A 13,157-nucleotide genomic window follows, 5' to 3' on the forward strand; every position below is an offset into this window, starting at 1 on the left:
TAGGGTCATAAAGATTCTTCACCATCCTAAGAAGGTAGAACATGCTGAGATAGCTAGGAAGAACTTTGTTTACTATGAATTTATGAAGATGAACATTATTATAGAGTATAATAGGTTTCAAGAGAGGAAGATAAACAAGGAAAAGAGGTATACTTCAACAAGACTGGCAGATAGTTTTCTTTCTTCCTTGCCATTTGAACTTACGCAGGCTCAGCTGAGGGTGATAGAGGAGATAAAAAGGGATATGTTTTCAGAAAAGGTGATGCATAGACTTGTTCAGGGGGATGTGGGATCTGGCAAGACAGTAGTAGCAATTTATGCGATGCTTATTGCGGTTGAAAATGGTTACCAATCTGCGTTGATGGTGCCTACGGAGGTTTTGGCAGTGCAACACTACATCAATGTAACAAATCTTCTTAGCAAGTTTGCTAAGGAACACCATATAAATATAAGACTTCTTAAAGGTGGAATGTCAAATCAAACTAGAAGGATCTTATCTATTGAGATGGAACTAGGGAAATCACATATAGTTATCGGTACTCACGCTCTTTTCCAAGGGAGTGTCGCTTTTAAAAACTTAGGACTTGTTGTGATAGACGAACAACATAGATTTGGTGTTGAACAAAGAGCTAAATTTATAGAAAAAGGTAATAATCCCGATGTGCTTGTTATGACTGCTACGCCTATTCCGAGAACTTTAACTATGACAGTTTACGGAACTCTTGACCTAAGTGTGATAGATGAGGTGCCCTTTGGAAGGAAGAAGATAATAACGAAATGGTATAAGGAAGAAGATTCTAAAACAGTTTACGAGAAAGTTAGAGAAGAACTAAGAAAGGGGTTTAGAGCCTACTTCGTTTACCCTCTAATAGAGGAGAATGAGGATATTGATGTTAAATCACTTTTAGAGGCATATGAGTATCTGTCCAAAGAAGTTTTTCCAGAATACAGAGTAGGATTACTACATGGTAAAATGACTCCTGAGGAAAAATACGAAGTTATGCAAGAGTTTAAACGAGGTGAGGTAAAGGTTTTAGCAACAACCACTGTTGTAGAAGTAGGAATAGATGTCCCAGATGCAACAGTAATTGTGATAGAAGGAGCCGAAAGATTTGGATTGTCTCAGCTTCATCAGTTGCGAGGAAGAGTTGGAAGAGGGCCTTACCAGTCGTATTGCTATCTTATTTCCTCCGAAAAACTCTCCAAAGATGCAATCGAGAGAATGAGAGCAATGGTTAGATATGAGGACGGTTTCACTATCTCTGAAATAGATCTTAGACTAAGAGGACCCGGTGAGTTTCTAGGATACCAACAGTCGGGTTTACCAGAGTTCATTCTTGCAGATATAATAGAAGACGAGGATATTCTGTTACTAACACGGAAAGATGCCAACAAATTACTTTCTATAGACCCAGACTTTTCCAAAGATGAAAACTTTAAACTAAGAAAGCTAGTAGAGAGAGAAAAAGAAAAAATGGGTGTTGTTAAGTCTGGATAAACTGTTGCTTTTATACAACAAACCTTCAATATACTCCCACCAGTATAACTTAAAAAGTGTTGTGATTTCAGGGGTTCTGAACATCTACTTTTCAATCTATTTTTGGAATGGACCTTGCATAGTTCTAGTTGGAGGAAAGGTATGGAAGGTATGGAGATGAGGAATTTTCTTTTGGGGTATTTGTCCAAGGATATAGCTAAGACTAAGGTAGTGGTTGAAGATGTGAGGCTGATAATGAAGGCTAAGCAGGGGGATAGAGATGCTATTAGGAAAGTTATAGAGAACAACATAAGGTTAGTTGTAAAGTTTGCTTCAAAGTTTAGGGTTCAGAGTGATGTCTTTATGGATCTCATAAGTGAGGGGTGTTTGGGTATAATGAGGGCCATAAAAAAGTATGATGTTTCAAAAAACGTTAAGTTTAGCTCCTATGCTAGCTTATGGATAAAGCACAACATCTTGGAGTATTTGTCTAGAAATTCTTCTGTTAAGTTACCTTCAAGAAAGAAGAAAGTAGTCAGAGATGTTAAGAGAAGGATGTTATGTTCGGAAAGTAATGACTCTTTTGATGAGATTCTTAATTGTAATGGTGTCTCGGTGGTTGAGTATCAGATACTCTACGCTTTAGATAACATTGTTTCTTTCTCGGATTTGTCGGAAGATATTCAATCTCTTGAGAATGCTTTGCCTTCAAAGGATGTTTTGTGCCATAAAGTAGAAAATGATAGTATCAGTGCTTTGATTAGTGAAAAGCTGTCAAAACTCTCTCCTAAGGAGCAGTTTGTGCTTGAGCATAAGTATGGGTTAAATAATAAGGAGTTGAAGAGTCTTTCCGATTTAGCTAGAATATTTAACTCAACTCCTGAGGGTATAAGGTATGTTGAGAGGAAAGCTCTTAAGAAGCTTAAGGTAATGTTAGAAAATGAAGGTATTGTGTGGTGATTTTATGTATTGAAAATTTGGTAACTAAGCTTTATTTGTGATAGGATTGAGGATTTTAGGGGAGCTTTTGCTTAAGAGTAATTAATACAAGTCTTGTATACTTTCAAGGATTTATGTATTGTTAAGATGAGTTTTTTTATACTTGAGTTATAGAATTTTGTGGAGGAGTATGATGTTTAAGATCTTGAGGAAGGAGTTGCTTGGTCCGGAGATGTTTTTGATGGAGGTATTTGCTCCAAATGTTACTAGAAGGGTGGAACCTGGGCAGTTTATAATCGTTAGGGTTTCTGAAACTGGCGAGAGGATTCCCTTAAGTATTGGTGATTTTGATAGAGAGAGGCAGACTGTAGTTATTGTTTTTCAGAGAGTAGGGAAGACGTCCTATTTGCTTAGCACTCTTAATGAGGGTGATAGTATTCTTGATGTTGTAGGCCCTCTTGGGCATCCCACTGAAGTTGATAAGTTCGGGACTGTGGTTTGTGTAGGTGGTGGTATTGGTATTGCTCCTATGTATCCTATAGCTAAAAAGCTTAAGAGGGAAGGTAATAAGGTGATTTCAATTATAGGGTATAGGTCAAAAGAGCATGTGTTTTGGGAGGAGAGACTTAGGGAAGCTTCGGATGAACTTCTTTTGGCGACTAATGACGGAAGTTATGGTAAAAAGGGGTTTGTTACAGATGTGTTGAGAGAGTTGCTTGAGGGAGGAATGAAGATTGATAGAGTGATAACTATAGGACCTCCTGTGATGATGAAGGCTGTTGCTGATATGACGAAACCTTATTCAATAAAAACCATTGCGAGTCTCAATTCTATTATGGTTTGTGGGCTGGGGATGTGTGGAGTTTGTAGGGTGACTGTTGGTGGTAAGACTAAGTTTACGTGTGCAGATGGGCCTGACTTTGATGCACATCTTGTTGATTTTGATGAATTTATGAAGAGACTTAGTATGTATAGAGATGAGGAAAAATTGTCCTTTGAGCTTTGGAAAAAGGAGGTAGGGGTATGAGAGTAGCAAAGGAACAGGTTAGGATGAGAGAACAGGAACCAAGTATCAGGATAAAGAACTTTGATGAAGTCCCTTTGGGATACACTTTAGAGCAGGCTATAGAGGAGAGCACAAGATGTCTTGTTTGTAAACTTCCCAAGTGTGTAGCTGGTTGCCCTGTTGGTGTGGACATTCCAGATTTCATCCAGGCTTTAAGAGAAAATAATCTATTTCTTGCAGCGCAGATAATGAACCGAACTAACCTTTTCCCAGCAATAACTGGTAGGGTTTGTCCTCAAGAAACTCAGTGTGAGAAGGAGTGTGTTGTTAATAGATTAGGAGAACCTGTCGGGATTGGTAAATTGGAAAGATTTGTGGGAGATTGGATAATTGAAGCTAGGGCTAGGGGAGAGTTTCCTATTCCTGAGGTTAGTCAAAGAAGAGAAGAGAAGGTTGCTGTAATAGGTTCAGGTCCTGCGGGACTTGCTTGTTCTGCAGATCTTGCTAAGCTTGGATACCAGGTGTATGTATTTGAAGGACTTCATGAGTTAGGTGGAGTTTTAACCTATGGCATTCCAGAGTTTAGGTTGCCTAAGAGAATAGTAAAGGAGGAAATAAGAGTTCTTGAGAAAATGGGAGTTAAGTTTTTTGTAAACCATCCTATAGGTAGGACCTTGACTATTCAAGATCTTTTTGAGGATGGGTTTAAAGCAATATTTGTTGGAAGCGGAGCGGGTTTACCACAATTTCTCGGACTTCCAGGTGAAAACTTAGGAGGGATATATTCTGCAAATGAGTATCTAACGAGGGTTAACCTTATGCGAGCTTATCTCTTCCCTAAATATGACACTCCTGTTAAGAGGGCAAGAAGAGTTGCAGTTATAGGTGGAGGAAATGTTGCAATGGATGCCGTTAGAACTGCACTTAGAATGGGTGCGGAGGAAGCAATGATCATATACAGAAGGACTAGAGAAGAAATGCCGGCAAGAGAGGAAGAAATAAAACGTGCAGAGGAAGAAGGAATAAAGTTTGTCTACCTAACTGCTCCTGTAAGATTTATAGGAGATGAAAATGGTATGGTTAAACAAATAGAATGCATAAAAATGCAGTTAGGAGAACCGGACAAAGATGGTAGGAGAAAACCTGTACCTATTGAGGGCTCAAACTTTTTCGTAGATGTTGATCAAGTTATAGTTGCTATAGGCACAGTGCCTAATCCTATTTTATCTATAACAACCCCTGGCTTGGAGATTGATAAACATGGAGGAATTAGAGTTGATGAGAATATGATGACTTCTGTAAAGGGAGTTTTTGCTGGAGGTGACATTGTGACTGGTTCGGCTACAGTCATTACTGCTATGGGAGCAGGTAGAAAAGCTGCTGAGTCAATACATAGGTATATAACTGAAGGCAGTGTATAGTGTTTTACTTATTACCTAGAGCTCAACTTTAAGGGTAAAAACAACTAAAATTGTAGGACTTTAAAGAGTTTTATAGTTTTTTCGGTAAATTCCAGAATTTAATAATAAGTATGGTTTTTCTTCTGTTTTTTATGTTCATATCGGGACTGGGTAAAAGCTCTTTTTGATAAGCACCTAAGACACTTGGTATGAAGTGAAGCTTTGCTTGATGAAAACCAAAAAGTTAGTGAATAAAAAGTTTAGAATCTTATCTACTCACCTAATGGAAGTTGGAATTGTTGACTGAAGTTTGCAGGGGAGTTTGGTAGAAGTTAAAGTGAAAAACCTCCTCTTGCCTCGCAAAATAAAGGCAAAACTCTTAACTAAGTTTCAGAAGTATCAACTATGACATTGGATGATATATTACTTTATAATTTAGGAGTATATGAAAGAGTGTGTTCTTATAACTTCACCTCCGATAAATGTGGAAAATCTCTTATGTTTGTCTGAGGGTAGGAGCTTTCATGAGATATATGTCGGAGGTAGATTCAAGATAATAGATCTGCTCATTGGGAACTTTGAGAGGGTAGGAGTTGAAGACTTTGTTATAGTGGTTAATAGCAGTTCCTCTAATTCTCTTAGTAACTACTTAGAGCTAGCGTGGAATAGTGTTAGAGTTGTTGTTGTTTCTAAGGTTAATGATAATTTTAAACTAGAGTATTCAAATTTCAATGTTAGTCAGTTTAATAAGTTTTCTTCGGAAGCTAGTGAGGTTTATTTTGATATAGAGAATTTTCTTTACCAGAACTATAGGAAAGTTTTTTGGGCTATAGGATATCCAATATGGTTTCCGATTGAAGAGTATTATGATGGTATTAAGAACCTTTCTATAGCTTTGCTTTATTCAAAGGTAGGTTCTTATCACTATTACCATACTGGTGCGTTTTCTCAGAGATATATTTCTGAGGTCATTGAAGCAGTAAAATTGGGGACATTCAACTCGTTTTTTCATACGTACCGTGAGCATAACTCCTATGAGGTTAGATATTTCCTCTTTTTACCTTTTTCAAATCTAAGAGAATATTTTAGGATGAATCTGGGTATATTAGATCTAAAGGTGATAAATGAGTTTGAGACTTTGTTTGGGAAGTTTCCGATAAGGTGCAAATCTCTGCACTTTACTCCTGCTGTTATTGGTAAACACGGGAAGTTTTCAAACTCTCTTGTAGGAGATAGTTCATTTGTTGATGGTAGTGTTGAGAATAGTATAATATGCCCTAATGTCAAGATTGAGAGAGATGGTAAGATAAGAAATGCCATAGTCTTTCCAGGAAACTGGATAGGTAAGAATGTGGAGATAAATAATGTAATAATTGATGAATGTACGGTTACTTTGAAGTTTCCAAACATAGGCGATGAGTGTATTTTAGGTGGTAAGGGGATAGGCGCTCCTAATACGAAGTATCCTTCCATAATGAATTTTGATGCTACCTTGATTGGAAAGAATGTAATACTTCCTAGGAAGATTCAAGTAAGTCTAAATGCCTATATACCTTCAAACACCGATGTGAGTAAGCTCAGAATAGGGAGATACATAAAAAGTAGCACTGTTTTTTGAAAGAGTAGTGGTGAGTGTGATAAATGATTGTGAGGTTTGGTTTTGAGAAGTGGGTGAAAGTTTCTGTTTTTGAGTGGTAGGATCGTGTGGATGCTGTTGAGAGGATTAGGAAGGAGATTTAGGCCTGCAAGATGTTGGTTTTGGCTTAGAGGAGGTTATATATGAAGTTGGTAATACCGGCGATTGATGTATATGAAGGGAAAGTTGTGAGGCTAACTAGAGGTGACTTTTCTCAGATTACAGTTTACTCTGAGGATCCTATTGGTGTTATTGAGCACTTTAGGTCTAAGGGATTTAGAAGAATTCACGTAGTAGATCTTGAAGGAGCGAAGACAGGTGAGATAAGAATACTTGGTTTGATAAAGAAGATGAAGGAGAGATTTGATGATATTTTGCTTCAATTTGGAGGAGGTGTTAGATCTTATGAGGTAGTAGAAAGAGTGATAGAGGCTGGAGCGGATTTTGTTATTGTGGGGACGATGTTTGTAAAGGACCCGGAAGGGTTTGAGAGAGTGGTTAGTGATTTTAGGGAAAAGGTGATTCTTTCTCTTGATGTGAATGCAGGTAAGGTGGCGGTTCATGGATGGCAGGCGGATAGTGGTTTAAGCATAGAAGAAGCATTTGAAAAAGCTTTGAGAATAGGGGTTTTAAGAATAATGTCTACTGATGTGACAAGAGATGGCACACTTCTGGGTCCAGATGTAAATCTAATTTCGCTGTTGCTTGATACTATGAAGAGAAAGTATTTTGATATAGTGATTGATGAGATTGTTGGTCTTGAGTCTGTGAAAAAAGCGATAGAAGAAGGTCTAGCTCTGATAACAAGGGAAGTTGATGAGTTTATGGATATTTTGAAGGGACCGTATTCTGGAGGTTATGAAGTTAGGCGGAAGATAGAAGAATACGATAAAAGTTTGGATAGGTATAGGGATAGTATAAAAGATATTGTGCCTTGGGATGAGGTGTTGAGAAAATATCCTAAGCCTTTACTGATAGTGTCTGGTGGAATCTCCAGTGATAGTGACATTGAAGAGATATTTAAGCTTGATAACTCTTTTTTGGAAGGTGTTATAGTTGGTAAGAGTATATATGAGGGTAGACTCTCTATACTTGATAAGTGATGTATGTGGGAAGATAGCTCTTTCTATGTTCCACAGAGGATGGAAATAATAAAAGATCTGAGAGAGATACCTAGAATGAAGAAAGTAGCACTTTCAATTGGGATGTTTGATGGTATTCATATAGGGCATAGGAAGATACTTTCTAGTATGAAGGAAAAGTCTTGTCGTTCTAGGATGGATGGGTGCTACTTATGTGTTTTAACTTTCCAGAATCATCCAGAGTGGGTGAAGAAAGAGGTCGTTTCACCTAAGTTGATATCTCCACCTAACTATAAGCTTGAAGTATTTGAGAAAGAATTTGGGATAGATAAGACATTTTTTATAAAGTTTTCACCTTCTATTCAAACGATGAAACCTGAGGAATTTCTGGAGTTACTGCTGTCTAAGATAGACCACCTTGATATATTTGTTGGTTATAACTTTAAGTTTGGGTATAGAGCAGAAGGTGATACTGACTTTCTGATAAAGAATGCATCAAAGTTTGGTTACAGGCCTTTTATAGCAGATGAAATAACATATAATGGTGTCAGAGTTAGTAGCACTGTGGTAAGAGAACTTATATACGCTGGAGAGATTGAAACTGCGAATAAACTTCTTCAGAGGAGATTTTTCCTGGAGAGTAGAGTAATTAAGGGTAAGGGGATAGGTAGGATGATAGGGTTTCCAACTGCAAATATAAGAAGTAGGATTCAAGTCAATCCTCCTCGTGGAGTTTATGGAACTATAACTGAAATTGATGGTAAGAGGTACAAAAGTGTAACCCATGTGGGTGAGTCAATCGTATTTGGTGGACATCCTGCGAATGTGGAAACCTACATAATTGATTTTGATGGAGATATATATAGAAAAAGAATAAGGGTCTATTTTGATCGTTATCTCGGGGAAACTAAGTTTGTAAGTTCGTTACACAAACTCAGGGATGTGATTGGGGAGTATGTTGAGTTTTGGAGAAACGAGGAGGTAAGGGAAGATGGTTATTGATTCTGAGAGGAAGTTTTTAGAAGACTGCAGGGTAGTGGGTATTCATCGGTTGGGAAAGTATTTTGAGCTGAAATTTGAGTCTGAGCACATTGCTGATGTTATCCAACCTGGGCAATTTGTGAATATTAAGTTGAAAACTTCCTTTTTTAGAAGACCGTTTACTCTTTTTGAGAAGGGTGTGGGTTATTTTTCAATATTAGTGAAGGTAGTAGGTAGGGGAACTGAGGAGCTTTCTAGAATGGAGATAGGTCAGTCTCTTAACGTCTTGGGGCCATTGGGAAATTCGGTTCTTGATTTTGGAATACATTTGGAGGAGGCTGTAGATCTGGTTTGTGGTGGTGTGGGTATTGCTAACATGTTGATGGTAGCAAAGTTACTGAAAACGTTGAATAAGAGGGTTAGATTATTTTGGGGGATAAAGAGTGCGGAGGAATATTTTGAGAAGTGCTTTGAGTATGTAGATGAGGTGTTCATTTCTTCTGAGGATGGTAAGATTGGGGAGAAAGGTGTTGTAGTCAACCTATTGGAGAAGAGATATTCTGGAAATATGGTTTATGCAAGTGGTCCTTTGCCTATGATAGTATCTATTTCTAAAGCTCAGGGAATAATTCTAAATAGGGTTATATGTTCTCTTGAAGCTGTTATGGGATGTGGATTAGGAATATGCTATGGGTGTGCTGTAGGAACTTCGGAAAGTGGATACAAGCTTGTATGTAAAGATGGACCAAATTTTATTTTAAGTGAAGTAGTGAAATTGCTTCATGCTCATTTTTAGTCTCTTGAGTTTAGAGTTTGGTTTGTGATCTAGACCCCTATACTTGATATTTCCTCTTCTTTTATGGGTTTTACTATAAACAGTTTTTGTTCTTCGGAGAGTTTTATGACTTCACCGTCCTCAATTTTGGTTCCAAATTCATCGTATACTACTTTAACGATGGGTCTGAATGGAGATATAGGGTCAGAGGAGATAACTTTAGCAATTGCTTTGGTGTTGAGCATTACATAGGAACCTATTGGGTATATAGACATCATCTTAGTAAAGGTTTTGAGTATATCTGGGTCAAACTTAGTGCTACCTTCTGCGAGTATAGTTTTCATTGCTTCAAATGACATTAGTTTATCACGATATACTCTCTTTCTTATCATTGCTTCATAAGTGTCAACTATTCCTGCGATCCTAGCGTATTCAGAGATTTGAAATTTCTCAAGCTTTCTTGGATATCCTGTTCCGTCCCATCTTTCATGGTGCTCAAGACAAACTCTTCCAACCTCGGGTGAAAAATTATTCTCCTGAACTACAGCTTTGTAACCTAGGACTGTGTGAGTTTTTACCTTGTTATACTCCTCAGGTGTGAGTTTGGTTTCTCTCTCTAAAATACTCATAGGTATGTATACCATACCAATGTCCATTAGCACAAGTCCTGTAGCTAGCATCTTCAATTTCTGCTCAGGGAATCCTATCTCCATTCCTAAAAGAACGCCAAGCAGGGTAACATTGACTGAGTGACTTGGGAGATACTTTGATGCACTTGCAGTATGTACCAGGTTTATTATGATGTTTTTGTCCTTAACTTCCTTGATTTTTGCAAGTATTGCTTCTACTACGTTATCCTGCACTTTGTTAGTAGGAATATCTTTTGATACTTTGTAGTTTGTATAAATAGCCTCTACATTGCTTACTATCGCCTTATAGAAGGAATCTAGTTTTTTAGTTTCTGTTTCTAGCACATCCTCAAAAGTTTCTTCATCTTTCTTAGTCTCAACTATTCCCTTCACATCACCGGCAGTTTCCACAAATTTTACGCCATTTTTTTTAAGTCTTTCTATGACCCTAGAAGTTATAGGTACGTTTGCTTCAGCGACTATTTCGTAGTTGTCTCCGAATACTGTTCTTGTGAACACCATCCCAGGCTTTAGTTCATCAACAGGAATTCTCTTCATTTGCAATTTACCATTCATAACTTAAACCTCTCTGACTTCAGAGTTATATAAATTCTTAATAATCATAGCGTCATATTCAATATTTGAGCTTTCGCAAACTACTACTCCCTCTATCTTTAGATGTTTGAAGGTCTTTATTATGGTTTTGTAGTTCAGTTGGGTTTCTGCAAAAGTATTGTGGAATTTTTCTCCTTTAGCTCCAAACTCTATTCCGCTCAGGTGAATATGCATGTTTTTCAAAGCTTTGTCTCCTAGTTCTTTGGCAATATAGTCAAATATACCTAGTATTTCCTTTTCAGAGTTATAACCACCTCTACTCCTAGCGTAAAGATGCGAGAAATCAATACATGGTAGAACATTATCAAAACACTTTGATATTTCAACAACTTCTTCAAGTGAGCCAAATTGAGAGGGTTTTCCCATAGTTTCGGGTCTTATCCAAACATTGAATTTGTGTCCTAGGCTTTTGAGTTCAGTGTTTATTTCTTCTATAGCTTTTATTACTCTTTCTAAGACTGTTTTGGGAGCATCACCTGTGTAAAACGCAGGATGGAATACAGCACTCCACCCGCCTGCTTTTTCCAATGCAAGCACAGTTTTTTTTATGTGTTCTTTGCTCCTGATATACTTTTCTTCTTCTTTGGCGTTTAGATTTATATAATAAGGTGCGTGGGCTGTAAAATATACTCCTTTGCTTTTACCGTACTCTCCAATTTTGAACATTTCGCTATTATTTGTATTGACACCATACACAAACTCTATTTCCATTCCGTCAAGTTCCAATTCAACTAGCCTATCTATGCCTTTGTAGATATTCTGAGGAGGTGGAGTAGATAGAGGAATTCCGGCAGTGAAGACTTTTAACCCGCTGAATGGTTTTTTGATTACCACTTCTTCAGATGCCATGCTATAGAAAATATACTAAGTTTCTGAGTATTTTGCAAAGTTGAGAAGAATACCTATGGTTAGTAGATAAATTTATGGTTTTAAAAACTGTGCTTTCTTTATATTTCTGTATGATGATTTTTCTCAAGTTTTACGGACTTTTATTTTCAAAGTTGTTATGGAGGTATGAGTTCTTTTGTAACTACTTTGTTTTTCTGAGGTGGGTTGAGTTGTATTGAGAAGTTCTATCTGGGAAATTTGAATTAGCTTTTTTGGCTATTTTAAAATTTTTGTGTTGGGCGGTTAGCTCAGATGGTTAGAGCGCTGCTTTCACACAGCAGAGGTCGGAGGTTCAAATCCTCCACCGCCCAGATGGGGGAGATATCCAAAACTATTAATGAAATACTCAAGGCTGATGAGGAATTATCTAAGAAAGTTGAGAATGCGAAACTTGAGGCTAAGAAAATGATTGATTCTGCAAGACTTGAGGTTGAAAACTACAAAAGCCTTAAATCTCGGGAAGTGGAGAATTTGAAGTTATCACTTGCTAAAGCTCTTGAGAGTGAAGTTGAGAAATACAGGTCTGAAGTAGAATCAAAAGCTAGGGCGATATCTGCTTCAATCCTAGAGATTTCTAAATCTAAGCTTAGAGATGCTGTAGAAACAGTTTCATCAAATGTCTTTAAGGAAATAGTAGGAGCATTGTTATCAAAGTAATGTTGAGGATATCAGGAGGTTATTTAAGAAACCGTAGAATATCTGTGAGAAACAAGTCTGTAAGACCAACTTCTGAGGTTGTTCGTCAGTCAATTTTTAATTTCATAGATGTCAGTAATGCTTTATTTTTAGACTTATTCTGTGGTTCTGGTATAGTTGGGATAGAGGCAATAAGCAGAGGAGCAAAATTTGTGTGTTTTGTGGATAACAACCCTTCATTAATAAAGCAACTTAAGAGTAACCTTATATCGCTTCAGATACCACAGGAAGGGTATAGAGTGATCTGTTCTTCTTGGGAAAGGGGGATAGATATTCTAAGAAATGAGGGTGAAAGCTTTGATCTGATATTTGTAGACCCTTTTTACGATTTTGCGGATTACCGGAAAGTCATCACACTCTCCTCGCATATCTTGAAAAGGGGAGGAACAATAGTTCTAGAACACTCATCAAGAAAATCTTTGGAAGTTCCTAGTGGCTTTGAAATTGCTTTTTCAAGGGCTTATGGAGAAACTGAAGTATTACTCTTAAGGATGCTACAACCTTAGCAAGTTTATCTCTATCCACAGATCAAATACTTCGGGCAGGTAGTTAACTTGCTCCGATATGAATCTGGGAATAATAAGTTTTGACGAAAGAACTGTTCCTCCTAGTTCAGAGACTATTCTGGTAGTGTTTGGATTTATTTTCCCTATCACTATTCCATTTCCCTTTAAAGCAACTCTTATCTCGTTATCTTGGGAAATGAGAATGACATTTCTCTCTCTCGTTTTCTTTACATAGTTTATGTCACCTAGGTACTTATCTCTATCAAAGAGAGGTGTAAGAACCCTAATTGGATTGTTCTTAAAGATCAAACTGAATTCATAATTATCCAAAAACTTCTCTACATTTTTGCTTATGTTCCTTAGGTTAGTGTTAGGGTTTTGGTTGTAGAGTGAGGATAGGACATTCTTTATTTCCAAAAGAAGCCATATCATATTCTTATTCTTCAGAGAGTTTATTATTACTCTTTTTACAGACTCCCTATTGACTAATTCAAACTCCGTTGAGAGTAGGTGTATAAATTCGTAGA

The 13,157-nt window shown here is 37.3% G+C and carries 13 protein-coding genes and 1 tRNA gene; 11 read left to right on the forward strand and 3 right to left on the reverse strand.

Annotation, left to right across the window (positions count from 1 at the left end; genetic code table 11):
• The 8 genes from ABDH28_04915 to ABDH28_04950 form a co-directional block, all read left to right on the forward strand.
• A partial coding sequence (locus ABDH28_04915; GenBank protein ID MEN2998357.1) for an ATP-dependent DNA helicase RecG occupies positions 1-1,498 on the forward strand: 1,498 nt, incomplete at its 5' end.
• A 141-nt stretch (positions 1,499-1,639) separates the two neighbouring features.
• Complete coding sequence (locus tag ABDH28_04920) at positions 1,640-2,437, forward strand: sigma-70 family RNA polymerase sigma factor (GenBank protein ID MEN2998358.1); 798 nt, start codon at positions 1,640-1,642, stop codon at positions 2,435-2,437.
• Between the two features lie 172 nt (positions 2,438-2,609).
• Entirely contained in the window at positions 2,610-3,443 is an 834-nt protein-coding gene (locus ABDH28_04925) for a sulfide/dihydroorotate dehydrogenase-like FAD/NAD-binding protein (protein ID MEN2998359.1), read from the forward strand.
• The gene (gene gltA, locus ABDH28_04930) at positions 3,440-4,843 is read left to right on the forward strand and encodes an NADPH-dependent glutamate synthase (protein MEN2998360.1); all 1,404 of its coding nucleotides are present in this window, start codon (positions 3,440-3,442) and stop codon (positions 4,841-4,843) included. Before ABDH28_04925 ends, gltA begins: the two co-directional genes overlap by 4 nt.
• A 424-nt stretch (positions 4,844-5,267) precedes the next feature.
• Positions 5,268-6,440: a hypothetical protein gene (locus tag ABDH28_04935; GenBank protein MEN2998361.1), complete on the forward strand. Its 1,173-nt coding sequence runs from the start codon at positions 5,268-5,270 to the stop codon at positions 6,438-6,440.
• Positions 6,441-6,601: 161 nt separating this feature from the next.
• Positions 6,602-7,561 (forward strand): 1-(5-phosphoribosyl)-5-[(5-phosphoribosylamino)methylideneamino] imidazole-4-carboxamide isomerase, encoded by a 960-nt coding sequence (locus ABDH28_04940; protein MEN2998362.1) that lies wholly within the window; start codon positions 6,602-6,604, stop codon positions 7,559-7,561.
• A gap of 3 nt (positions 7,562-7,564) precedes the next feature.
• Positions 7,565-8,542 carry a riboflavin kinase gene (locus tag ABDH28_04945; protein MEN2998363.1) on the forward strand — a complete coding sequence of 326 codons (978 nt, stop codon included), beginning with the start codon at positions 7,565-7,567 and terminating at the stop codon, positions 8,540-8,542.
• The gene (locus ABDH28_04950) at positions 8,532-9,317 is read left to right on the forward strand and encodes an FAD-binding oxidoreductase (GenBank protein ID MEN2998364.1); all 786 of its coding nucleotides are present in this window, start codon (positions 8,532-8,534) and stop codon (positions 9,315-9,317) included. The genes ABDH28_04945 and ABDH28_04950 overlap by 11 nt, the downstream gene beginning before the upstream one ends.
• A gap of 29 nt (positions 9,318-9,346) precedes the next feature.
• On the opposite strand, the gene ABDH28_04955 is transcribed toward ABDH28_04950, so the two are convergent.
• A complete protein-coding gene (locus ABDH28_04955) occupies positions 9,347-10,501 on the reverse strand; it encodes an HD-GYP domain-containing protein (GenBank protein ID MEN2998365.1) in 1,155 nt (384 codons plus the stop codon).
• A 3-nt stretch (positions 10,502-10,504) separates the two neighbouring features.
• Entirely contained in the window at positions 10,505-11,389 is an 885-nt protein-coding gene (locus ABDH28_04960; GenBank protein MEN2998366.1) for a TIM barrel protein, read from the reverse strand.
• Between the two features lie 276 nt (positions 11,390-11,665).
• On the opposite strand from ABDH28_04960, the gene ABDH28_04965 reads away from it, so the two are divergent.
• The 3 genes from ABDH28_04965 to rsmD all read left to right on the forward strand — a co-directional run bounded on the left by ABDH28_04965 (position 11,666) and on the right by rsmD (position 12,630).
• Positions 11,666-11,739: transfer RNA gene (locus ABDH28_04965), tRNA-Val, on the forward strand.
• A gap of 1 nt (position 11,740) precedes the next feature.
• Entirely contained in the window at positions 11,741-12,085 is a 345-nt protein-coding gene (locus ABDH28_04970; GenBank protein MEN2998367.1) for a V-type ATPase subunit subunit G family protein, read from the forward strand.
• Positions 12,085-12,630, forward strand: coding sequence for a 16S rRNA (guanine(966)-N(2))-methyltransferase RsmD (gene rsmD / locus ABDH28_04975; protein MEN2998368.1), 546 nt, complete (start codon positions 12,085-12,087; stop codon positions 12,628-12,630). Before ABDH28_04970 ends, rsmD begins: the two co-directional genes overlap by 1 nt.
• On the opposite strand, the gene ABDH28_04980 is transcribed toward rsmD, so the two are convergent.
• Positions 12,619-13,157 (reverse strand): hypothetical protein (locus ABDH28_04980; GenBank protein ID MEN2998369.1); only part of this gene is annotated, 539 nt, incomplete at its 5' end. The genes rsmD and ABDH28_04980 overlap by 12 nt on opposite strands.

Source organism: Brevinematia bacterium (genome assembly GCA_039630355.1).
In the GTDB taxonomy this organism is placed as follows: Bacteria; Spirochaetota; Brevinematia; order DTOW01; family DTOW01; genus SKYB106.

What these genes read in the sequence shown, in the direction of transcription:
- ABDH28_04920 (MEN2998358.1), top strand. Translation starts at nt 1,640, where the DNA reads ATGGAAGGTATGGAGATGAGGAATTTTCTTTTGGGGTATTTGTCCAAG.
- ABDH28_04925 (MEN2998359.1), top strand. Translation starts at nt 2,610, where the DNA reads ATGTTTAAGATCTTGAGGAAGGAGTTGCTTGGTCCGGAGATGTTTTTG.
- gltA (MEN2998360.1), top strand. Translation starts at nt 3,440, where the DNA reads ATGAGAGTAGCAAAGGAACAGGTTAGGATGAGAGAACAGGAACCAAGT.
- ABDH28_04935 (MEN2998361.1), top strand. Translation starts at nt 5,268, where the DNA reads ATGAAAGAGTGTGTTCTTATAACTTCACCTCCGATAAATGTGGAAAAT.
- ABDH28_04940 (MEN2998362.1), top strand. Translation starts at nt 6,602, where the DNA reads ATGAAGTTGGTAATACCGGCGATTGATGTATATGAAGGGAAAGTTGTG.
- ABDH28_04945 (MEN2998363.1), top strand. Translation starts at nt 7,565, where the DNA reads ATGTGGGAAGATAGCTCTTTCTATGTTCCACAGAGGATGGAAATAATA.
- ABDH28_04950 (MEN2998364.1), top strand. Translation starts at nt 8,532, where the DNA reads ATGGTTATTGATTCTGAGAGGAAGTTTTTAGAAGACTGCAGGGTAGTG.
- ABDH28_04955 (MEN2998365.1), bottom strand. Translation starts at nt 10,501, where the DNA reads ATGAATGGTAAATTGCAAATGAAGAGAATTCCTGTTGATGAACTAAAG.
- ABDH28_04960 (MEN2998366.1), bottom strand. Translation starts at nt 11,389, where the DNA reads ATGGCATCTGAAGAAGTGGTAATCAAAAAACCATTCAGCGGGTTAAAA.
- ABDH28_04970 (MEN2998367.1), top strand. Translation starts at nt 11,741, where the DNA reads ATGGGGGAGATATCCAAAACTATTAATGAAATACTCAAGGCTGATGAG.
- rsmD (MEN2998368.1), top strand. Translation starts at nt 12,085, where the DNA reads ATGTTGAGGATATCAGGAGGTTATTTAAGAAACCGTAGAATATCTGTG.